Below are 22,422 nucleotides of genomic sequence, written 5' to 3'. Positions count from 1 at the left end.
ATCCTATTAATCCCTATGGAAAATCAGAATCCTTTGGAATATTGTAAAAAGTGTGCACTGGAAATCACTGGGAATTATTGTGTGGGCTGTGGCAATGCCAAAGAATTGCTACGGATTGATGGGAGATATATAGCCAAAGAGATCAGCGGTGTTCTAAACTTTGATAAGGGAATATTATATACGATCAGGGAATTATTGATCAGACCCGGGGCAGCTGTCAGAAGTTATATGGCTGAAGATAGGAGCCGATTGGTAAAACCGGTGATTTTTATCATAATCAGTTCATTGATTTATTCAGTTTTAAGAGGATTCTTACACTTTGAAGATGGATATTTCAAATACGATGAGTCCAATTTTACAACGGTAACGGTCATTTTTAAATGGTTACAAAACAACTATGGCTATGGGAATTTGATAATGGGGGTATTTATAGCCTTTTGGACTAAGTTGCTTTTTAAAAAATATGGCTATAACTTCTATGAAATACTGATTCTTCTATGCTATGTAATGGGCATAGGGATGATTATTCTGGCTGTGTTTGGAATAATTCAGGGGTTGACAGATCTTAAGGCTTTAGATTATGGAGGGGTGCTTTTTATAGTTTACAGTTGCTGGGCAATTGGGCGATTTTTCGATAAAAAGAGAGTTGCCAACTACTTCAAAGCACTGTTTTCCTACCTATTAGGTATTATTACATTTGCCATTTCGGTGTTGTTGATTGGCTATTTGATTGATTTGGTGATAAAATAGAGATTGTGCTGACAACACGAGGTTATAAGCTGAGTTTGAGTTGGTTTATTTCCTTGATTTTTTCACATAGCTATAAATCCCTGCGACCCCGATAATCAGCAGCGCCAATCCTATTCCCCATTGCAGCGGCGTATTCATAGATTGCTTTGCTTCCATATAGGAGCTGGCGGCCACTCCCGCGGCAAAAGCTAGGACTGTACGGGTAAGCATACCGGGAATTCCATACACCAATACTTTCCATAATTTGATATTCAGGTTGGCAAAAAGGAAGTTGGATACTGCAAAAGGTACTACAGGGGAAATCCTTACAAAAAACACCAGTGACCCTTCTTTTTCTTTCCTCGAATCGAGAGCTGCCTGGAATTTTGGGTTTTTACGGAACAGCTTTTCTGTCAAACCCATATTACTGACTTTGCCCAGCACATAGCCTAGCACGGAAGCCAGAGAGTATCCCAAAATCAAAAAAGGTAAGGAAATCCATCCGTAATAAAAGCCGGAAGCTAAGGCGATCAGAGTAGTGGGCAGGAGTGCCAAGCCCATCAGCAACGCACCGATCACAGTGTAGGAGAAATAGTCTAAGTAGGTCTGTAGTTCGAGTTGCCCGACCAAATGATAATTTACCGCAAAAACAGCACTTCCGACAAAGGGTACTACAGTGACCCATAGCCAAGCGAAAATCCCCGACGGGTGCTTTCCGAAGTACGAGCGGATAGTTTTGAAAATCCTGCCCTTTTTTGTCATATTTGGTTAATCATACGTTGATTCGCTGGGAATTCTGCAAGTTTACTATGCTGAAGCCATAATCACCCTGAAAAACTCAAAAGGTTTTCATTTTCCATAAACCAGAACAAGCTAAACCAATATAGAATGAAATTTGGAACAAAAGCCATACATGCCGGAATAGAGCCGGATTCTGCCACAGGTGCGATTATGACGCCTATTTACCAGACCTCCACTTACGTGCAGACATCACCTGGTGATCATAAAGGCTATGAATATTCAAGAACACACAATCCTACCCGTACTGCTTTGCAGAATAATCTGGCAGCATTGGAAAACGGCAAACACGGGATCTGTTTCTCCTCAGGATTGGGAGCTATCGACGCCGTGATCAAATTGTTTAATCCCGGTGATGAGATCATCAGTACCAACGACCTGTATGGGGGAACATATAGGCTTTTTACCAAAGTGTATGAACGCTACGGAATCAAATTCAAATTTGTGCCTATGTCCGATCCTGCTGGCATAGCGGAGCATATTACTGAAAAAACCAAAATGATCTGGGTAGAAACCCCTACCAACCCGATGATGAATATCATCGACATAGCCGCAGTGGCCAAGTTGGGAAAAGGAAACAAGATTCTGGTTGCTGTAGATAATACTTTTGCTTCCCCATACCTCCAAAACCCGCTGGACCTCGGAGCGGATATCGTGATGCATTCGGTGACCAAATACCTTGGGGGACACTCCGATGTGGTGATGGGAGCTTTGGTAGTAAATGATGATGAGTTGGCCGAAAAACTCGTGTTTATTCAAAATGCATCTGGTGCTACCCCCGGGCCGCAGGATTGTTTCTTGGTGCTGAGAGGTATCAAAACCCTTCATTTGAGAATGGAGCGTCATTCACAAAATGGTAAAACCGTAGCAGCTTACCTGAAAAATCATCCCAAAGTAGAAAAGGTCTATTGGCCGGGTTTCGAAGATCATCCTAATCATGACATCGCCAAAAAGCAGATGCGTGATTTTGGGGGAATGATTTCATTTACTTTAATCGGTAATAAAGAAGCTGATGCGCGGAAAGTGATGGAGAACTTCCATTTGTTTGCTCTTGCAGAATCCTTGGGAGGAGTGGAGTCACTATGTGGACACCCCGCTTCCATGACACACGCCAGTATCCCTAAGGAAGAACGGGAGAAAGTAGGGCTGGTGGAGTCTCTGATCAGACTGAGTGTGGGAGTGGAGGATGCCGAGGATCTGAAGAAAGATCTTGCCAATGCGTTGGAGAAAATTTAAGGTTTTAGATTAAGTATAATTGAGCCGTTCATGTCACATGGGCGGCTTTTTTTAAGTCCATATGTTATTTCCCGCAGATTTGCTATTGATATTTCCCGCGGATTCTTGCAGAAAAGGACGCTGATTTCCGCGAATGATTAAATAATTAGATTGGTTTATCGGAATAGAACGTGACACGAATATTTTCGCAAATGATTGTAATCCTGATTCGCCAGAAGCAGGATCCAATGTATCTTCTGCTTTTCGCAAAGCACCCACACTTTGTCATTTTTATACCATAAGGGCAAGCTTAAGTTCTATGAAATTTGAATATCATTTTAATACGGAAAAAATAGATGGCTTAACTCCGTAATCTTTTCATCATTTCCTCTACTCCTGACAAGTATTTGTCTTTAACGGCGGGATCGGGTGTGAGATCCCAATTGTTGTCTATTCCATTGCCGCCAATCATAATGCCGTCTTTTCGGGGGATGAAGTACACTCCTTCCATACTGGCTCTATAGGTGAGCTCTGGCTGTGGAATTAAGAAGCACAGTTGTCCGGATACCGGCATCAGATCATTATCTCCAAATATCTCTTGAGATCCCAAGCCCGTACAGTTTACCACACACTTTTGAGGTAAGGCATCGATATCTTCCGGGCTTTTAAAATTTTTGATTTCCACCTTTCCACCTGCAATTAAAAAATCAGACTTCATCATTTTTAAGTATGCGGGTATGTTGAAGATCGTTGTCGGATTTTTACTCACATTATCGAATTTGAAAGGATTTTCCCTTCTGTTAAGCGGGACACCTTTGGGATAAATGAATGACGGTGTTCCCAGCTTGCTCATCAGCTCGTTAGAGTAGTCGGCACGTTGCTCCTTTCCAGTATGTATGCTGTAATTATCCATCCATTCTACTACTTGGTTTATTCCCAATAGCCGTTGAAAAGTTCGATAGGAGTGTGTACAAGCTTTTTGATACATAGAGGCAAACTCGGGAGTAACATGTTGCGGTAATATTAATCTTGAGGTAGGAGACCATGTCCCAGTTGCCATCGCAGAGGTGATATTTGGATAAGAGTCTTTGGTATATATGACTACCTCATATCCCTTTTGCTGAAGGGTTATTGCTGTAGTTAATCCGATCACTCCGCATCCTATAACAGCAATTTTCTTCTCCTGGGTTTGATCCACCAATTCAGAAGCAATCAGAGATGTGCCCCATGAAAGAGACCATCCCGAGCCACCGTGTCCGTAGTTGTGGACAATAGTTTTGTCACCCAAGTCTTGTTTTTCTATTCTGGGTCCGTTTTTTCTAAAAGGCCTTAATCCGACTGTCTCCTTTATCACCCTGGAAGATGAAACGTTGACTTTTGGAAGTTTTGGTCTGGAAATGAAATTGACATTGGTTGCTATTCCTGTTGCCGCCGTTGCTCCGGTTGCAACCAGTCCAGTCCCCAAGGCAGCTACGGAAAGTTTTTTGATAAAATCCCTGCGGTTTGTTTCCATGATGTTTACAATAAGTTGATGGTTTAACTAAAACATGGATCGATAGAGAAAATAGATCCGGTAGGAAATCTTGGGCTGGATTGGATAAAAAGAGGAACAGATCCTTTTTTGGTTATAAAGAAATTTAGCAAAAATGGGTTTATTAAAAAATACAAGGCGAGTATTTGCACATAAAATAAGAAAGAGATTAGCAAGATTTGGGTTTTGGTATAGTATGAATCGTTCTACTTTTGGGTAATCTAGCATTCAGAAAAATGAACGAAAGTCAAGTCCTCAATTACAATCGGATTGCCGAAGCTATAGCCTACATACAGGCCAACTTTAAAAGCCAGCCCTCTCTGGATGAAATTGCAGCCCAGGTACACCTGAGCCCTTTTCATTTCCAGCGCATGTTCAGCGAGTGGGCAGGAGTGAGCCCGAAGAAATTCATGCAGTATGTGAGTGTGGAATACGCCAAGCAACTTTTGCAGGGAAGAGAAGCTACGCTCTTTGATGCTGCGCAAGAAACAGGACTATCCGGTACGGGAAGGCTTCATGATTTATTTGTGAAAATAGAAGGAATGACTCCGGGCGAATTCAAAAATGGAGGAGAAAATCTCCAGATCAATTACAGCTTTGCAGAAAGCCCTTTTGGAGAAATCATTGTGGCTTCTACGGGAAAGGGCATTTGTCACTTAGCTTTTTTCCCAGACAAGGAGGAAGGGGAAGAGACGTTGAAATCCCGCTTTCCAAATGCCCGGTACAATCAATTGGTAGATGAAATTCAGCAGGAAGCACTGTTTATATTTCAGCACGATTGGAGCAAGCTCAACCGGATCAAACTGCATTTGCACGGCACCCCTTTCCAATTAAAAGTCTGGGAGGCGCTGCTGAAGATACCGCAGGGAAATCTTACCACCTATGGTGCCATTGCTGAGGAAATAGAAAAACCGAAAGCTTCCCGCGCTATTGGAACTGCCATAGGCAGTAACCCTGTTGCTTTCCTGATTCCCTGTCATCGTGTGATCCAGTCCAGCGGAAAAATCGGCGGCTACATGTGGGGGAATACCCGAAAGTCAGCAATTATAGGTTGGGAAGCTGCCCAGCTGAATGCAAAGGTATAAGCTAGTGATATGGATTTGTTCAATCAGACTTCTTACGAAAGCGTAAACTTACTGCCCAAAGACGGGACAGTGAATTACTATGGCAAAATTATGCCTGCGAATCAGGCATTGAGTTACCTTGATTACTTGTTGAATCGGATTCAATGGGAGAACGATGTGGCTATAATTTTTGGAAAACGCATAGAAACCAAGCGGAAAGTAGCTTGGTATGCAGAGAAGTCCTTTGAATACACCTATTCCAATCATACCAAAACAGCTCTACCCTGGACCAAAGAATTGCTGGAGCTGAAGGGTCTGGTAGAAAAGAAAACAGGAGAGACCTTCAATTCCTGCCTGCTGAATCTCTACCACAATGGGAGTGAGGGAATGGCCTGGCATAGCGATGGGGAGACCGATCTGAAAAAAGACGGCGCCATTGCTTCGGTGAGTTTTGGGGCGGAGCGCAAGTTTTCCTTCAAGCATAAAACCACCAAAGAAACGGTGTCAAAAGTACTGGAGCATGGTAGCCTACTGGTGATGAAGGATACTACGCAGACACATTGGCTACACCGATTGCCCCCGACAAAGCTGGTGTCAAAGCCAAGAATTAATCTGACTTTTCGGACGATTGTGAGGTAATGCACAAAAAATGCGTTGTACCAGCGGAGGCACAACGCATATAATTTTTGATCAGCTTTTATTTTCAAGGTTTCTGGAACCCATTGATAGCTTATAAGCCTGGTGGCGTGTACCAAGCTCCCTCACCATCTGATGTATTTACTCCATCTGCTGCTGATTGACCACCGAAAGTATATTCTGGCAAGCCCAACACCAGCATCTCAGTGATAGGAACGGGGAAATGTAGTAGCACACCTCGCTGGAGAATCCCTCTTCTTCTGGCATCCATGAACGGAATCGCCCAATCGGTTCTACAGACTTCTATATCCCGCTCGTCCCAGATCGTTTGAAGCACTTCTTGGGCAGAGAGGCTATTCGGTAGGGGGGCTAATCCGCCGACAGTTATTCTGTTTCCTTCATTTAGGATATCAATAGCAGCTTGGGTATTGCCAGTCATCACCTCTGCCTCGGCTATGATCAATTGATTGATATAGTCAAAGAAATAAGGGATAGGCCCTATCCCGCCTCCTCTATAGAATTCATCCCATCTGCCTATGCGGTAGTTGCTTCTTAACTGTGCCCCTCGGGTAAGATTGAAACGGGACATATCTTCCTCATAGAAATAATACAGCTCTAATCTTTTGTCGTCCGAAGTGGCAGGAGGGAGTAAGGCTGTGGCTTCGAGTGGGTACCTTTTTGGAAAAGAAGGGTCAAAAATCCTGATGATTCGGTGGTCAATTCTGAAATACCAATCCAATCCGGAAATGTTGATAAAAGAGTTGCTCCAATTTGAGCCATCCTGCACAATGATATAATCATCAGTAATGCCCCCTTTGGCCAATTCTTTGATTTTGGCCCAGTCATTTGCATCATTTTGAGCCTTAGTCCTACTTCTGGTCATCATAAAATGAGCTGAATAGGTACTTGCCAATCGTGCAAGTTCAGCATCTCCCATAGGAGAAGGGGTATTGATAAAGGTAGGGTCTAGCTGGAACGAGGAAGAAGTGGCCAGCTCAATCACTTTGCCTAGATCCGCCAAAGCGATATCCATTACAGCATCGTATGGCTGCAGTTCTATGGTAGTAAGATCCGTATCCTTGTCCACGACATATCCTTGATCATAGGTGGAAGCAAGGTATCCTTCAGCCATTCCTTTGGCAAAGTATGCAGCTGCTAATACCATTTCAGTATCCGCTCCATTGGTGCCGATTTCTACGCCTTCATTTTCGATCAGCCTGATGACATCCACAGCTGAGGAAATAGCAGAGTTGGTTAGTCTAAACGGATTGTCAATTATTCCAGCCCGATTGGAATTAGCCAGGCTGTTTGCAAACTGTGGTCTGGGCTCTACCTTGAACTCAGACCACCAATTGCTCACATTGTTGGTCATGGTAGTATGATCAGCGGTATGCTCCAGATTTACCTGACCTCTATAGGCAGTAAATAAGCCGTATAAGTTGGAAAATGCTCCAGCTACCACTCCCTTGAGGTCATCCGGTGTGGCTAGTACTTTATCGGTATCGGGATTGTTCAGATTCTCTACGTCAAGATCTGCGCAGGCTGATAGGAACATGATGCCGGAAAGGATTGCTCCCAAGTATATATTCAGTGATTTTTTCATAATGGTAATTTTAGAATTAGAATCTTAATTCAATTGCTGCTGTGAATGTTCTAAACATGGGATACACATAAGAATCAGACCTGAAGGTGGTGGGGTCCCCAGCACTTAAGGAGGCTACTTCAGGATCAAATCCGGAGTAGTCGGTGAACGTCAGCAGATTTCTGCCGATAAGAGATAACTTGGCGTCATAAAATAATTTCCCTATTCCAATGGAATTCATCATAGCCTCATCTATTCTATAAGTCAGAGCAACCTCACGTAATTTCATGTAGGTGGCTTTCTCCACAAAATGCTTGGCAGGCGCAGCACCGTTATATAGACTTGTGGCACCGGAGTAATACGGAACGGATTTACGCTGGCCCTCTGGTTTGTCGAACTGATCGAGATCACCATGACGTTCCTGGAAGTATAGGTTTTGCTTGGATGAGTTGTAAATGTCTCCACCTATCTGGGCATCCAAGAGTACAAATAGCGATAAGTTCTTATATCGTAGTGTATTGTTTAGCCCCATGATCAAGTCAGGTGCGCTGTTTCCGATTTTGGCATCAAGTTTTTGACCGGTGGTCGGATCATATAAAATGACAGCCGTCTCATCTTTTGTGTTTTCTGTCCCTGCTGGTACCATATATCCATCTGAATTCTGTTCAAAATCAGCAGGTGTCTTATTGGATTCTGAGTTGGGCAAGTACCCTGAGATATTGGTTATGTATCCGTTATCGTCCAGAATAAAATCATTAGCTGATTGAGCAAACACATTCCCGTACATGACCCCGAATTGCTCGCCTTCGGCAATTCTGAACATACCGCTTGTAATTCCGTCTCCACGTAAAATGGTAGGTACTCCTAAGTATTCGACAGTTGATTTTGAATTACTGGCTACGATATTAAAGTTCCAGGAAAAGTCTTTCTTTTCTATCAAAAACGACCCCAAGCTCAGTTCATAAGCATGGGTCCGTACTGTTCCCGCATTTCTCCATTGGTAGCCAAATCCTGCCACACTGGAAAGAGGTACCAAAAGAATCTGATCATCTGCTTTGATGTTGGCGTAATTAAACTCAAAAGACCACTTCTTTAGGAAATTTGCATTTATTCCTACCTCAAATTCTCCGATTTTGGATGGTTTGAGGTCTTTGTTGCCAAGTACATCCTTGGAAGCGACTCCTCTATCCAGGTCAAACGTTTCGTATTGAGCTTCGAACCGGGGTCTGGCTCCTGATGTTCCATAAGATGCTCTAAGTTTTAATTCCTGAAATCCTGGTATTTGTAGATCTTCCGATACCCGGTAGGCAGCTGTGCCCCTGTAGAATAGTTGATAGCGCTCATCTTCACCAAACAATGAGGATCCATCACGGCGGATTAACCCTTCAATGATATACTTGTCCTTGTAATCAAATCCCATGTTCAAGAAGAGGTTTTCTGCTCGAACATCTGTTATATAGTTAGTTATGTCTAATGTGGTGGGATCTACATTATTGAATCTAGGGATGTCAATTACTGCAAAATTGGAACCTGATATTTCGGTTCTTTCGTCAGTATATTTCTCAAATTGATATCTGAGCGTCACCAGTGAATTCCAATCTCCAAATTTCTTTTGGGCATAGATTGAGGCAGTTGCCACTTCCGCACTCTTGTTTCTCCAATCCTGATAGAGTGAGCCTAGTCCTCCCTCAGGTCTGTTTTGGGTGATATATCCCTTTGGGGTATAGTTTTCATTGGTGTTCCATTCTCTGTCCATGGAATATTGCCCCTCTACAGTTAGCCAGCTTAGGATTTTGTAATTTGCCTGGATATTCTGAAGCAGTCTTCTCCTATCTCTTCTGAAAAACCTGTTTCGTACCTCGTATAAAGGATTTTGGAGATTACTTTGAGACCTTGGCAAAATCCCTCCGTCCCTGTTGGCGAATAAATCCTGGTCTGGTTCGTGGGCAAGAACTGGGTAAAACAAGCCGCTCTGTCCGTTTTCACCGTTGTTTGGACTATCGGTATTGACATAAAGTGTGCTGCTGGTCAGTTTGATTTTTTCTGTAAGCTGGTGATCTACATTGAGACGCAGACTTTGTCTTTTGTAAGCGGGCATATCCACTACGATCCCTCCCTGATTCAGATTTTCAAATCCCAGAAAGAAATTTGTCTTTGCGCCTGTGTTGGCAACAGAGACATTTGTGGTATAGAATGGCTGTGCTTTAAATAGCAATTCCTGATTATTGAATACCTGGGGATACTCATTGTCCATAATTCCGTCTTCCTCTTCCACCCGGGTATTTGGGTTGTTGGGATTAGTCAATACATAGCTGCCGTCAGGGTTCAACTGATACCTATGGTGATAGGATAGGGGTACCTGATTCGCCAGGTAGCTGTTTCCCAATTCCTGACGTACCGTCACCCTTGTCACCCCATCTCTGTCGGCTCCTCTTTTGGTAATGATCTGAATCACACCGTTTCCGGCCAGTGATCCATAAAGAGAAGAGGCCGCCGCTCCTTTAAGCACTTCTATACTTTCCACATCATTCATATTGATATCTGCCAAGCTTCCCTGGGTGATTACACCATCCACTATGATCAATGGTTGCTGATCTCCGGATATGGCCGTCACCCCTCTAAGTCTGATCGTAGGGGCTGTTCCCGGCCTTCCGGTCCCTTGTACGATCTGGACACCTGAGACCTTCCCGCGGATAGCGTTTCCGGGATCTGTGGCCGGAGCTTCCTGAAGCAGTTCCTTGTCCACTTTTCCTATGGCAAAGCCGAGTTTTTTAGTGGGTGTGCCTACTGCAACTCCCGTTACGACCACTTCCCCCAAGTCGCTTATTGAAGATTTCAGCATGACATCGATAGTTGATCGATTTCCGACTGCCTCCTCTTGGGTACTGTGACCAACGAACGAGAATATCAAAACAGATTCTGTACTAGGTACCGTGATCGTGTAGTTGCCATCCATGTCAGTGATCACTCCATTGGTGGTACCTTTGATCTGAATACTGGCTCCTGGGATGGGGAGCCCGTCTTCTGAGGATTCTACCTTTCCTGTCACGGTCAGGGACTGGGCCAGGAGGTTTCCTATTGACAGAAATGTCAACAAGATAATTAGTCTAAGTTTTTTCATTTAGTTGAGATTTGGTTGATAAGTCACTAATTCTATTGAAAAAATGATAGCCATATCAGGTTTATTTTACAGAAATGACAACTAAAAAGGGGTTTAAATACTATATTTCAAGAGGGTGGTTTTTACAGTATTTCTTAGAAATGAAATGATTTTTAACGAATTATAATTTCGTCTTTAAGTGGCGGCTAATTTCGCTATTTACATGAATGGTTTGTGTGAAAATTTGTAATAGGGTTAAAAAACAATTATTCTTGATGTTTTTTATGTTTTTATTGGAAAATCAGGTTTAAAATTAAATGTGATTTTAGTATTTTTTTGTTTTTTATTGAAAATATGATTCATTTTGTTTTTATATGTATCAAGGGGATTAGCTATGGAGGGTTTGGGTGATGTCCAAACTTTCCGTTTGGACTCATTGCGGGTAATCGCAGTAAGAAAAACCAATTATGAATCGGTCAATGAAAACAATGAAAAACACACCTTTTATTCATTTTTGCTTATTGCGGGATATACGGATTATGGTTCCGAAAATCAGGTTTATTCCCTCCTTGTCCGTTGAAATTGCGATTCATACCCCTCCAAATCACCGAGCCTGTATTTTTTCTTTGCTTAATCCAAGGATAGCAGTACTTTGAACGGACTATTTAACCCAAAATGAATATCATTAGTATAAACCTTAAACTTTAACCAAGAGATAAATTGAAATCAAGCATGACGAAAAACTACACACAGCGGGATGGTTGTAATCCTGCGAGATTCCATGTGTCCGTTAAAAAATCAATTATAATCACATGAAAAGAAGAGATTTTATCCACCTTTCCGGAATGGGGCTAGGAGCCCTTGCTACCTCCGGGCTTTTTATGATGGGGAATCCTGTCTCGGCAGAGCAATTGCTTGTGCCGGGGATCGATACCGCAGCCAAAAAAGTCCTGGCAGATATAGCACTGAATGCGGCCAAAGCAAAAGGAGCGACTTACACCGACGTAAGAATAGGAAGATACCTGAGGCAGAATGTGTTTACCCGGGACAAAAACGTCCAAAATATCTCCAATGGGGAGACCTTTGGCGTAGGGATCCGGGTGATAGCCAATGGTACATGGGGTTTCTCGTCCACCTCTGATGTCTCACCTGATGGGATTAAGAAATGTGCCGAAACGGCAGTTTCTATTGCCAAAGCAAATTCCAAACTTCAGAAAGAACCCGTAGAGCTTGCCCCAGAGCCAGGCCATGGGGAGGTGACCTGGAGTACTCCAATTAAGAAAAACGCTTTGGAGATTCCTGTAAAGGACAAAATTGATCTCCTGCTGAAGGCAAACAATGCCGCAATAGACAACGGAGCGGCTTTCGTCAATTCCGCGCTGTTTATGATCAATGAACAGAAGTATTTTGCTTCCTCGGATGGCTCGTACATCGATCAGGATATCCATAGGATCTGGCCGACTTTCACCGTTACTGCGGTAAATAAAGAATCCGGAGGATTCCGGACCAGGCAGGCGCTTAGTGCACCTATGGGGATGGGATATGAGTATATGGATGGTCTGGCAGAAGACAAAATCATGAACCCGGCTGGGTTTAACAGCTACAAAAACACCTATGACATCGTTGAAGATGCCACCGAAGCTGCCAAACAGGCCCAGGAGAAAATCTCCGCAAAGTCTGTGGTGCCGGGCAAATATGATTTGGTGCTGGATCCTGATCACTTGGGATTGACTATCCACGAATCTGTAGGCCACCCACTGGAGCTGGATCGGGTTCTGGGCTATGAGGCTAATTATGCCGGAACCAGCTTCGCTACCTTGGACAAGTGGAAATCAGGTGATTTCAAATACGGTTCTGACAAAGTCAATATCTTCGCTGACAAGACCCAGCCACTCACTCTCGGAAACACGGGATATGATGATGAGGGAGTCAAGACAAAAGAGTGGGATTTGATCAAAAACGGGGTTTTGGTAAACTATCAGGCTATCCGTGACCAGGTGGGGATTTTGGGAGAAAATGAATCTCATGGTTGCTGCTTTGCGGACAACTGGAGTTCCGTGCAGTTCCAGCGTATGCCAAATGTTTCTTTGCGTCCAGGTACAGAGAAACTCAGTCCTGCGGAAATGATCAAGAATGTGGAAAAAGGCATTTATATCCTTGGGCGCGGATCTTATTCCATAGATCAACAGCGGTACAACTTCCAGTTTGGAGGTCAGTTGTTCTACGAAATCAAAAATGGCGAAATCGTAGGTATGCTTGAGGATGTGGCTTATCAGTCCAATACCCAGGAGTTCTGGAATTCCTGTTCCCAGATTTGCGACAAGGACGACTATAGGTTCTTCGGTTCTTTTTTCGATGGAAAAGGGCAGCCATCGCAGGCATCAGCGGTATCACATGGTAGTGCGACCACCCGTTTTGACGGGGTGAATGTGATCAATACGGGAAGAAATATTTAACCTCAACACGAGAATTATGGCCATTTTGACTAAAGAAGAAGCAAAACAGATAATAGATAAAGTGCTTTCCCACGCAAAAGCGGATGAGACCGAGGTGACGATTTTCGGTGGCAGAACCGGGAATATTCGTTATGCAAGGAATTCCGTAAGTACCAGCGGGGAGACTAATGAAATAGGATTAAACGTTACCTCAGTTTACGGTAAAAAATCGGGTTCATCCAGTATCAATGAGTTAGATGATGAATCACTCAAAAAGGCGGTTGCCAGAGCAGAGGAAATCGCACAGCTGGCACCGGAAAATCCAGAATACATGCCTATGCTTGGTCCACAGGAGTATTTGGAGAGTAAGACATTCGCGAGCTCCACGGATCAGATCAGCCCTGACCAGCGTGCCCAGATAGCAGCGGACAGCATTGGGCCAACCAGTGAGAAAGACCTTACCGCAGCAGGATACCTGGAGGATTTTTCGGGATTTGTGGCTCAGGGAAATAGCAAAGGCCTTTTTGGTTACAACAAGAGAACATCCGTGGATTTCTCCATTACGGTGCGTACTGCCGATGGAACGGGCTCAGGATATGCCATTCGCGATTTCAACGACGTGAGTCTGTTGAATTCCAAAGATGTCACAAACATCGCCATGCAAAAAGCCCAGGCATCGCAGAATGCCCAGGCCATAGAGCCCGGTAAATATACCGTGATCCTTGAGCCTACTGCGGCCGGGAACCTGATGGGCTTATTGACCAGAAGTCTGGATGCCAGAAGTGCGGATGAGGGCAGAAGCTTTTTGAGTAAAAAGGGTGGAGGAACCCGACTCGGCGAAAAGCTATTCGATGAGCGTGTACACATCTACTCTGATCCATTAAGTCCGCAGATTCCGGGTTCACCATGGGATAATGAAGGATTCCCTCAGAAACCTATGAAATGGGTGGAAAACGGTGTGGTCAAAAACATGTTCTATTCCCGCTACTGGGCGGAGAAGCAAGGCGTGGAACCTACCGGAAGACCCAGCGGGATGATTATCGCCGGGGGTGACCAATCAATAGCCGACATGGTGAAAAACACAGAAAGAGGCATTCTGGTTACCAGATTCTGGTACATCAGGGCAGTAGATCCCCAAACCTTACTCTATACAGGCTTGACCAGAGATGGAACTTTCTATATAGAAAACGGCCAGATCAAATTCCCGGTGAAAAACTTCCGCTTCAACGAAAGTCCCATCATTATGCTGAATAATATCGAGGCACTGGGACAGCAGCAGCGGGTGGGAGGTGATTTGATTCCGGCTATGAAAATCCGCGATTTCACCTTTACCAGTTTGTCTGACGCAGTTTAAAGTCAACAGTCCACAGACTACAGTCAACAGCAGACTTCCTGACTCATAAGTTTTTGCTGAACAATAGTTCTGTGGACTCCTTTCGTTACTGTCTCTTGAACTGCCGTGGTCAGTGGACTGTCGTCTGTGGACATAATGTTCCCGAGATTAAATTAGATTTCATTTGATGAATCCCTTCTTCTTCACCAGAATAAAATACAACTCCGGAAATTGGGACACTGATCAGCGCATGCCTGTCAACTTGCTCAATTCTCTGGTGGAATACACCACCATTCCCGTGGACGAGAAGGAAAGAGTAGTAGAATTGAGCAACAAGGAGATTTTCAAGAGTCCCTTTTGCTATATCAGTGGACATAAGCTGGTGGAGTTCTCCTCGGCAGAGAGGCAGAATTTTAAAACTTATGTAGCAAATGGAGGCTTTGTCTTTGCCGATGATTGCAACCATGACATCGACGGGCTTTTTGCCAAATCCTTTGAGGCCGAAATGGCCAAGACCTTTGGAGATGATGCGCTCCAAAAAATACCCAATAACCACCCAATTTATTCGGCCTTCTTCGAGTTTGAAGACGGTCCGCCCGCAACCTCCTTTGAGCTCAATGGCTGGGGGGATGACCTGATCCATGATTACTTGAAAGCGATTGTCGTAAACGGTAGAATAGGAGTGCTTTATAGTAATAAGGATTATGGTTGTGAGTGGGATTATGACTTCAGAAACAAACGCTTCTTAAAGGTTGACAATACCAGATTTGGTGTCAACATAGTGGTTTATGCATTAACACAATGATATTGGAAAACACAGAATTAACGGCATTCAAAGAGTTGGTCACAAAAATTCCCCAGCTCAAGAAAGAGATTGCGAAAGTCATAGTCGGTCAGGAGTCTGTGATTGAAGAGATTATTATCACGCTGCTGGCTGGAGGCCATTGCCTGTTGGAAGGTGTGCCGGGGCTGGCAAAGACGCTGATGGTAAATTCTCTTTCTCAGGGGATGGAGATGGGGTTCAAGCGGATTCAATTCACGCCGGATCTGATGCCTGGAGATATCCTGGGGACGGAGATTCTGGAAGAAGACCATGAGACAGGCAAGAAGTTTTTTCAGTTCAACAGAGGCCCGATTTTCGCCAATATGGTTTTGGCGGATGAAATCAACCGGACTCCGCCCAAGACCCAGGCGGCATTGCTGGAAGCCATGCAGGAGAAAGTAGTGACTTACGGTGGGCAGCACCATCCACTTCCATCTCCTTTTTTGATTATTGCCACGCAGAACCCCATTGAGCAATCGGGAACCTATCCGCTGCCTGAAGCCCAGCTTGACCGCTTTCTTTTGTATATCAAATTAGGCTATCCATCCGAGCGGGAAGAGCTGGATGTCTTGGAAAAAACTACCGGGACTTACCAAGGCAAGCCCGAGGCTGTTTTCTCTGCTATGGATATATTGAGCTTACAGAAACTAACCAGAGAGGTTCACATTGATTCTCAATTGCTCGTTTACATCAATAAATTGATTCGGGCTACCCGTCCTGACAATTCGGAAATCCAAGCTGTTATAGATTATGTGGAATGGGGGGCAGGCACCCGTGCAGGCCAGGCTTTGATTCTTTGTGCCAAGGCTCGGGCATTGGTGAAAGGACGCTATGCGGTCACTCCCGAAGATATCAGGACGCTTGCCTTCCCGGTATTGAGACATAGACTCTCTTTGCACTTTCGGGCGGAAGCGGAGAATGTGCGACCTGACACAGTCATCTCCCGAATCCTAGAAGCATTGCCTATCCATGCAAGCAAGTAATCTGGAAATCATCAAACTCAGCAACCTGAAGCTGGCGGCCAAGATCATCAGCGAGCAGCTTAAGAATGGAGTACACCTTGGCAAACGGGTGGGAGTGGGTTCTGAGTTTGAGCAGTACAGGTATTATGAGCCCGGGGATGACCCCAAACGGATTGACTGGAAGTACTTCTCCCGCTCCGGAAAGTACATGATCAAGGAATCCCCCTCTGAGAGCCATTTGCACGTCCGTATGATGCTCGATCTGTCCGGATCGATGAACTACAGGGAAAATGGAATCATACGCCTGGAATACGCTAAAAACCTCCTTGCTTCTCTTTCCTATCTGGCGCATCAGCAGGGAGATTCCCTGAGTTATTTTACCTGTCAGGATGGGAATGTAGATCAAAAGGTAGCAGCCTCACCTAAGGCATTCCAGCGTATTTTATATTTTTTGGAAGGGGAGAAGGCAGCGGGGACCATGCCGGTTGTAAAGAAAGACTTTCCTGTTTTGAAAAGCAGGCAGAAAGAACTGGTAATTCTGGTTTCCGATTTTCTGCAAAAGGAAAACGAATGGTTGGATATCGTGGAGCAGATGCGGCATCCCAAAAAGGAAATAGTGCTGTTCCAGATTTTGGGAGATCAAGAAGTGAAATTTGACCTGAAAGGGAATTTCAAGTTTCATGATCTGGAGTCAAATCGTTCCGTAATTCTCGATGGAAAAGCGATAGAGAAAAACTATAATGTTTCTATAAATGATTATTTATCAGGATTTAAGAAATCTTTGATTTTACCAAAGGTTCATCTGTTTCAGGTGCAATTTTCAGACCCTATCGCAGGAGTCATCAATAGATTTCTTACGGAAAGATCCCTTTACTGATGCAGATTCTACAGCCCATATTGCTCTGGGGGATGCTTGGAATCAGTATTCCTATCCTGGTTCATCTTTGGAGAGGCAAAAAAGGCAGGGAAATGTCGTGGGCGGCCATGCACTGGCTACCTATCCATGAAAGCTCGGTGTCCAAAGGCTTTCAATTGGATAATATACTGGTGCTTTTGCTGCGCATGGCGATCTTGCTTTTGCTGGTTCTACTGCTGAGCAAGGTATTTGTCCCCAAGCTGGATAAAGTCTCTCCTGGGCGTAGCATCCACTTGGTGGAGCCAAGCAAAGAAATCCTGGAGGAGTTTAGATTTGAGATACAGCAGGCGATGGAAAATGGAGAAGAGGTCTATTGGGCTGACGGTAAGATGAATAAAATGGAAGACTTAAAAAGATTAGAACCAATTGCTAATGAATTTTCACTTCAAGCTTCACTTGATAAATTGCCTGAAGATATTTCCTCCCTTAATCTATACATGGGTAATTCCCTGATTAGGCTTGGGACGGGAAAGTACCTTAGTAAAATCAAGCCGGATCTGCTCATGGGGAACCCTGATCTTGCAGAACAATCAAACCCTCTACTTACGTCTCCCAATGGGGTTTCCTTTCAAAGGAACGATAGGGGCATTCTGGATACTGTATCCGTCGGGAAAAAATCGGGGGGGAGATCTATCCAGCTAAAAGATGAGGATTTACGCTACTACCTAGGTGAAATATTACCTTCGGAAAGGGTTTATGTCAAAGCTGGGCTTGAAGCTATAGGGGATGTGTACGGCGTGGAGTTTCAAGAAACGGAGGATATTGGGCAGGCGGCTTTGATCTTTGATTCCGACATCCCTTCGGAAACCTCTTCTGATAAGCTTTATTTCATAAGGAATTCCTTCTCCTTTTCGGATCAGGCAAATATGGTTTTCATCCAAGATACCTTGGATTTTGAGCATTCGGAGCTGGTGCAAAAGGGCATGTTGCCGGAAGTGATACTGGAAAAATTCCTTGATTTCTCCGGTCTGGAAAAGCAGGATGTACAGATGAGCCGGGCTCAGGTTGAGCGTAGATTTGTGGTGGATACAGAGAGAGAAAAAATGAAGAAGGCAAACCTTGATTTGCTGTTTTTGATCCTCTTAGTGCTTTGCTTAGGCCTGGAGCGGTACTTTTCACATAGGCAAAAGGTATGAGCAGAATAGAACGCTATATCGCCAAAGTTGAACGGCAACTGACACTGCAGGCTGGATTGAAATCCTTGGGCGCAGGGTTGGCCGTTGGGGTATTTTCCCTCATTTTCTATTCTTCCTTGATGTCCTTGTTGACAGTCTTTACGGTAGGTTTCATAGTTTCAGGGTATTTCATCGGTTTGTATGGAGATAAGCGGAACAGTGCGATCCAAGTGCTTCATGAGCGTTTTTCAGATTTGGAATTCAGTCTGCAACTACTCGATAAACGGTCCAGGAACGTAGCAGAGCAACTACAGTGGGAGCGCATAAATGCTTCTTTTCAGGGAGGGGGAGTCCGGCTTTGGTACCAAAATACAGGGGGGTATGCGGTCGGCCTACTTCTTTCAATTGGGATTTATGGCCTGTCACTTTTGAACCAACCTGCTGAAAATCCATCAAGTGTGCAGACAAGCAGCGAGACTGAAACTCTAGCTATTCCTGCCGAATATCTGCCTGTACAGATGAGTTCCATGGCAATTTCTATTACCCCGCCTGCCTATACTGGGTTGCCAAATGTAACTCAATCAGCACTTGATGTAAAAGCTATCATAAGCTCTGATATAGAATGGGATATTACTTTTTCTACAGGTAAAGATATCACTGTAGAATTGGTCAATTCCAGTGGAGATGGTTTAGAATTTACGCACATAGGGGATCGTTTTGTTTTGCGGGATAGGGTGAAAAGTTCGGGGATCTATGCCATCCGGGCATTCCAAAATGGTCAGCTTGTTTTTGAATCGGATTACCATACATTGGAAGCGGTGCCGGATTTGGCTCCCGTGATTCAGCCTGCGACGAAGGAAGTATATTCCTTTCACTTTATCAGCGATCCCCAAAGCATGGATGTAAGGGCCAAAGTCTCCGATGATTTTAAAGTTAAGGAGGTATTCCTGGTGGCCACACTGGCGAGGGGAACAGGAGAAAATGTCAAGTTTCGCGAAAACAGAATTCCGATTGCCCGACAAAATTTCAAATCTGAGGATCTGTCGGTAAAACTTGACCTGAAGGCTTTGGATTTTAAGCCGGGAGATGAGCTTTATTACTACTGGGCGGCAATAGACAATAGAACTCCGGAACCTAATCTTTCGAGAAGCGACACCTATTTTGTCAATTATGTGGATTCGGCAGGCATGACTGAGGAGACACTGATAGGGATGGCAATCCACGTGATGCCGGAGTATTTCAGAAGTCAACGACAGATCATCATCGATACGGAGAAGCTCTTAGTGAATCAAAAGAAAATGACTGTGGAGGAATTCAACTCCATGTCAAACGAAATAGGCCATGACCAGAAAATGCTTCGCCTACGATACGGGCAATACCTGGGCGAGGAATTTGAAGAATCCGCAGGTGGAGGCAGTGTAGATCAGGGCGATGTTGATAATCTGCTGGAGGGCTATGAGCATAGGCATGATGAGGAACATGAAGCTGGGATCACAGCAAATGTATTTATGCCTGAACACGTTCATGTGCACGGGCATGACCACGACGATGAATCCAGCCATGCGGCTGAATCCCATAGTTCGGACGATGATGGAGGTTTGGGCGGTTTATTGGACTCTTATCTTCATAATCATGAGGATGCTGAAGCCAATACGTATTTTGAGGAATCCACTAAAAGCACGCTTAAGCTTGCCTTGGCGCAAATGTGGCAATCGGAGCTGCATTTGAGGCTTTTCGAACCTGATCAGGCGTTGCAGTATCAGGAAAAAGCACTGGAGTACCTGAAGTCCGTGCAGCAGAAATCAAGAGTATATGTGAAAAGGACGGGCTTTGACCCGCCTCCGATCAAGGAGGAGGAAAAACGCTTGACGGGGGATTTGGAAGAAGTGAAAAAACAAATTGAAATGGACCAACTGGCCTTGGCCAATAGGCTGGCCCCGCTGGCTGCCCAAGTCCTGGGTATGCTTCCCAAGGAGAATCTCTCGGTGACCGATAAGGCTACCATACAACAATTTGGTGAGCTCTGGACTTCCAGAATGAATTATTCAGGTTTACAGGATTGGTCAGTGTTACTGCATTTGCAGGAGTTGAATTCTGGAAAATTGGACGAAGAAGGGAGAAAGGAGTTGTATCAGAAACTACACCCTCTGATTGCCCGAAGTGAAGGTGCAAACGCATCTTTTCTAAAACAAAAAGAACTGGAAAAAGCATTTTGGAACAAGCTGCGATGATTCAACTCGAACCTTTGATTTCCTGGAATTGGGCTTGGCTCATAACCGTGGTGGTTTGTGCTATTCTGGGTCTTCAGCTTGTGTGGATACTTAAGGCTGGGCTTACTTCCTCCAGAAAAGCGGTTAAAATTGCATTGAATACCCTGTTTTGCTTACTGCTGATTAGCTACATCTTTCAGCCTGTTTGGTATTCTGACAAAGACGAAGAAGCCATTTTCATTTATTCCCCGAAGGCTCCAAAAGAGAAAGTACGTTATTGGAAGGATAGTTTGCAAATCAGGAAATCCATGCCGATTGATAAATACCAAGGCACCGGGAATCCGGTTTACTTACTGGGAGATGATTTCACCGTATCAGAACTGTTAAAACTTGGAGGGAAAGAAATTGAATGGATAGCTGACTTTGAATATGGGTCAATTTCATTTTTGGAATGGAAAGGTATCCTCCGGGAAGGCGGAAACCAGGTAGTTGAGGGTAAAATCGAAGGCAGTGATTCGCTTGAAGTGCTGCTTGCCCAACAAGGAGAGGTGGTAAGTAAAACCTACACAGATTCGCATGCAGGTACTTTTTCGCTGGAATTCCCGGTAAGTGTTTTGGGAAGAAATTCATTGGAACTCAAGGTTGGGGATAATACTCTTGGCCATGTGAATTTCTTTGTCCGAGCAGCTGAGCCGATCCATTATAGATTACTGGTTTCATTTCCAAGTGCAGAGACCAGGATATTGTCCCGGTTTCTGACCAGTTCCGGTGAAAAGGTCAGTGGGCAGGTCGAGATATCAAAAAACTCAGTTGTCCAATCGGGAAGCAGTAAGTCGGATTCCTTGCAATTTCTGATCATTGATCCGGCCCAACTCTCCAAAAAATCAACCCAACAGGCTGTAGAGAATGGGGCGTCTGTTTTGGTAATGAATATGGAGGATGCTACCACTGACATTCCGGCGGTCAACAAGGCCTTCGGTACAAATTTCAAAGTAAGGCGTACTACGGATGAAGAGCGGAGGGAGATAGAACCTGGGATTGAGGCCAGCCCATTTGAGATCGAAAGAGGTATGGGCCAAAAGACTCACTTTGACAATGCTTTTGCGGTGCAGCAGGCAGGCAAAACTAAAATAGGGGTGAGTATGCTAGGGAGCACTTTTCCGATAATGCTTGCCGGAGACAGTCTTCTCTATAAAGAGCTTTGGGATAAAATGCTGGCTACTTTGCTTCCTGATGAACCTGTGGTTATTGAAATGGACCAGCCTATATTCAGAGGACTGCATAGCGAAGTACATGTTATCAAAGATCAGTTCGAAGAAAAATCCATAGGTATTGACTCTGATTCAATATTCTTTCAGCAGTCACTGGTTAATCCATTTTACAAAACGGGAAATTTTATAAATCTTGACTCGGGGTGGATTGCGCTAGGGGACAGTCTGGAATTTTATACCTACACACCCGAAGAATGGCCAGACTTACATGCGGTGAAGTTCCGTGCTGATTTTCTAAAATCACGCCCATTTGTTGAACCTAATTCAATTCCTGATAAAGGAAGGGTTGCCGATTGGCTCTGGTATGGGATATTTTTGGTACTTCTGACCCTGATTTGGATTGAGCCTAAAATTTGAACCCGCTGGGCGTTCTTAATAAATTTAGATAACCTGAGTTCGACCTTAAAAAACGGCTAATTGGTTTGCTTCAAAGGGTTGACACTTTATTGCGGGCTTTTTAGGGAGAAGGAATAGGCAATTAAACCTGCACTAAGGGTGTAAACTTTTCTTGCTAAATTACCCGATCTATAACTACAAATCCTTAACTCTATTTTTAAGCCAGCTCCAAAGGAGCTAAACTATTCAGTGTGCCGGGCATGTGCCAGTGCCAAAGGGTGAGAGTCCCTAAGGAGCCGTAATGATCGGAATCCTATAGTCGAAAGCAAGGGTGTCTATTGCGAGATGGAATCTGAAGGAAGCTGA

General features: G+C 44.3%; 17 protein-coding genes. 13 read left to right on the top strand and 4 right to left on the bottom strand.

The features are described from left to right. Positions 1-15: 15 nt before the first annotated feature. Positions 16-750 (top strand): DUF3667 domain-containing protein, encoded by a 735-nt coding sequence (locus LZF95_RS21720; protein ID WP_233757350.1) that lies wholly within the window; start codon positions 16-18, stop codon positions 748-750. Positions 751-795: 45 nt separating this feature from the next. On the opposite strand, the gene LZF95_RS21715 is transcribed toward LZF95_RS21720, so the two are convergent. Further along, positions 796-1,491 carry a TVP38/TMEM64 family protein gene (locus LZF95_RS21715; protein WP_233757348.1) on the bottom strand — a complete coding sequence of 232 codons (696 nt, stop codon included), beginning with the start codon at positions 1,489-1,491 and terminating at the stop codon, positions 796-798. 96 nt (positions 1,492-1,587) lie between these two features. Between LZF95_RS21715 and LZF95_RS21710 the strand changes: the two genes are divergently transcribed. Next, positions 1,588-2,763: a cystathionine gamma-synthase gene (locus LZF95_RS21710; RefSeq protein ID WP_368670796.1), complete on the top strand. Its 1,176-nt coding sequence runs from the start codon at positions 1,588-1,590 to the stop codon at positions 2,761-2,763. 340 nt (positions 2,764-3,103) lie between these two features. Here LZF95_RS21710 and LZF95_RS21705 read toward each other — a convergent pair whose 3' ends face one another. Beyond that, on the bottom strand, positions 3,104-4,255 hold the full coding sequence (locus tag LZF95_RS21705; protein WP_233757344.1) for an FAD-dependent oxidoreductase: 1,152 nt from the start codon (positions 4,253-4,255) through the stop codon (positions 3,104-3,106). Positions 4,256-4,509: 254 nt separating this feature from the next. On the opposite strand from LZF95_RS21705, the gene LZF95_RS21700 reads away from it, so the two are divergent. Beyond that, positions 4,510-5,358 carry a methylated-DNA--[protein]-cysteine S-methyltransferase gene (locus tag LZF95_RS21700; RefSeq protein WP_233757343.1) on the top strand — a complete coding sequence of 283 codons (849 nt, stop codon included), beginning with the start codon at positions 4,510-4,512 and terminating at the stop codon, positions 5,356-5,358. Positions 5,359-5,367: 9 nt separating this feature from the next. Then, positions 5,368-5,976 carry an alpha-ketoglutarate-dependent dioxygenase AlkB gene (locus LZF95_RS21695; RefSeq protein ID WP_233757341.1) on the top strand — a complete coding sequence of 203 codons (609 nt, stop codon included), beginning with the start codon at positions 5,368-5,370 and terminating at the stop codon, positions 5,974-5,976. Positions 5,977-6,067: 91 nt separating this feature from the next. On the opposite strand, the gene LZF95_RS21690 is transcribed toward LZF95_RS21695, so the two are convergent. Beyond that, positions 6,068-7,576, bottom strand: a complete 1,509-nt coding sequence (locus LZF95_RS21690) for a hypothetical protein (RefSeq protein WP_233757340.1) — start codon at positions 7,574-7,576, stop codon at positions 6,068-6,070. A gap of 16 nt (positions 7,577-7,592) precedes the next feature. Next, positions 7,593-10,676, bottom strand: coding sequence for a SusC/RagA family TonB-linked outer membrane protein (locus tag LZF95_RS21685; protein ID WP_233757339.1), 3,084 nt, complete (start codon positions 10,674-10,676; stop codon positions 7,593-7,595). Between the two features lie 373 nt (positions 10,677-11,049). Between LZF95_RS21685 and LZF95_RS21680 the strand changes: the two genes are divergently transcribed. From LZF95_RS21680 to LZF95_RS21640, 9 genes are all read left to right on the top strand, one after another. Beyond that, positions 11,050-11,235 (top strand): hypothetical protein, encoded by a 186-nt coding sequence (locus LZF95_RS21680; protein ID WP_233757338.1) that lies wholly within the window; start codon positions 11,050-11,052, stop codon positions 11,233-11,235. Between the two features lie 232 nt (positions 11,236-11,467). Beyond that, the gene (locus LZF95_RS21675) at positions 11,468-13,111 is read left to right on the top strand and encodes a TldD/PmbA family protein (protein ID WP_233757337.1); all 1,644 of its coding nucleotides are present in this window, start codon (positions 11,468-11,470) and stop codon (positions 13,109-13,111) included. Between the two features lie 16 nt (positions 13,112-13,127). After that, a complete protein-coding gene (locus LZF95_RS21670) occupies positions 13,128-14,444 on the top strand; it encodes a TldD/PmbA family protein (protein WP_233757336.1) in 1,317 nt (438 codons plus the stop codon). 166 nt (positions 14,445-14,610) lie between these two features. Beyond that, positions 14,611-15,228 carry a DUF4159 domain-containing protein gene (locus LZF95_RS21665; RefSeq protein ID WP_233757335.1) on the top strand — a complete coding sequence of 206 codons (618 nt, stop codon included), beginning with the start codon at positions 14,611-14,613 and terminating at the stop codon, positions 15,226-15,228. 2 nt (positions 15,229-15,230) lie between these two features. Continuing rightward, positions 15,231-16,229, top strand: a complete 999-nt coding sequence (locus LZF95_RS21660) for a MoxR family ATPase (protein ID WP_233757334.1) — start codon at positions 15,231-15,233, stop codon at positions 16,227-16,229. Continuing rightward, positions 16,216-17,085, top strand: coding sequence for a DUF58 domain-containing protein (locus tag LZF95_RS21655; protein WP_233757333.1), 870 nt, complete (start codon positions 16,216-16,218; stop codon positions 17,083-17,085). Before LZF95_RS21660 ends, LZF95_RS21655 begins: the two co-directional genes overlap by 14 nt. Next, positions 17,085-18,260, top strand: a complete 1,176-nt coding sequence (locus tag LZF95_RS21650; protein WP_233757331.1) for a BatA domain-containing protein — start codon at positions 17,085-17,087, stop codon at positions 18,258-18,260. Before LZF95_RS21655 ends, LZF95_RS21650 begins: the two co-directional genes overlap by 1 nt. Beyond that, a complete protein-coding gene (locus LZF95_RS21645; RefSeq protein ID WP_233757330.1) occupies positions 18,257-20,470 on the top strand; it encodes a hypothetical protein in 2,214 nt (737 codons plus the stop codon). Before LZF95_RS21650 ends, LZF95_RS21645 begins: the two co-directional genes overlap by 4 nt. Beyond that, a complete protein-coding gene (locus LZF95_RS21640) occupies positions 20,467-22,077 on the top strand; it encodes a hypothetical protein (RefSeq protein ID WP_233757328.1) in 1,611 nt (536 codons plus the stop codon). Before LZF95_RS21645 ends, LZF95_RS21640 begins: the two co-directional genes overlap by 4 nt. Positions 22,078-22,422 lie beyond the last annotated feature (345 nt).

Origin of the sequence: Algoriphagus sp. AGSA1, assembly GCF_021390545.1 — a bacterium.
Lineage (GTDB): Bacteria > Bacteroidota > Bacteroidia > Cytophagales > Cyclobacteriaceae > Algoriphagus.
This window is presented reverse-complemented; position numbering and strand designations above follow the sequence as displayed.

Coding starts and splice junctions, on each gene's coding strand:
- LZF95_RS21695 (WP_233757341.1), top strand. CDS start 5,368: ATGGATTTGTTCAATCAGACTTCTTACGAAAGCGTAAACTTACTGCCC.
- LZF95_RS21685 (WP_233757339.1), bottom strand. CDS start 10,676: ATGAAAAAACTTAGACTAATTATCTTGTTGACATTTCTGTCAATAGGA.
- LZF95_RS21705 (WP_233757344.1), bottom strand. CDS start 4,255: ATGGAAACAAACCGCAGGGATTTTATCAAAAAACTTTCCGTAGCTGCC.
- LZF95_RS21645 (WP_233757330.1), top strand. CDS start 18,257: ATGAGCAGAATAGAACGCTATATCGCCAAAGTTGAACGGCAACTGACA.
- LZF95_RS21700 (WP_233757343.1), top strand. CDS start 4,510: ATGAACGAAAGTCAAGTCCTCAATTACAATCGGATTGCCGAAGCTATA.
- LZF95_RS21675 (WP_233757337.1), top strand. CDS start 11,468: ATGAAAAGAAGAGATTTTATCCACCTTTCCGGAATGGGGCTAGGAGCC.
- LZF95_RS21715 (WP_233757348.1), bottom strand. CDS start 1,491: ATGACAAAAAAGGGCAGGATTTTCAAAACTATCCGCTCGTACTTCGGA.
- LZF95_RS21690 (WP_233757340.1), bottom strand. CDS start 7,576: ATGAAAAAATCACTGAATATATACTTGGGAGCAATCCTTTCCGGCATC.
- LZF95_RS21680 (WP_233757338.1), top strand. CDS start 11,050: ATGGAGGGTTTGGGTGATGTCCAAACTTTCCGTTTGGACTCATTGCGG.
- LZF95_RS21665 (WP_233757335.1), top strand. CDS start 14,611: ATGAATCCCTTCTTCTTCACCAGAATAAAATACAACTCCGGAAATTGG.
- LZF95_RS21720 (WP_233757350.1), top strand. CDS start 16: ATGGAAAATCAGAATCCTTTGGAATATTGTAAAAAGTGTGCACTGGAA.
- LZF95_RS21670 (WP_233757336.1), top strand. CDS start 13,128: ATGGCCATTTTGACTAAAGAAGAAGCAAAACAGATAATAGATAAAGTG.
- LZF95_RS21655 (WP_233757333.1), top strand. CDS start 16,216: ATGCAAGCAAGTAATCTGGAAATCATCAAACTCAGCAACCTGAAGCTG.
- LZF95_RS21650 (WP_233757331.1), top strand. CDS start 17,085: ATGCAGATTCTACAGCCCATATTGCTCTGGGGGATGCTTGGAATCAGT.
- LZF95_RS21640 (WP_233757328.1), top strand. CDS start 20,467: ATGATTCAACTCGAACCTTTGATTTCCTGGAATTGGGCTTGGCTCATA.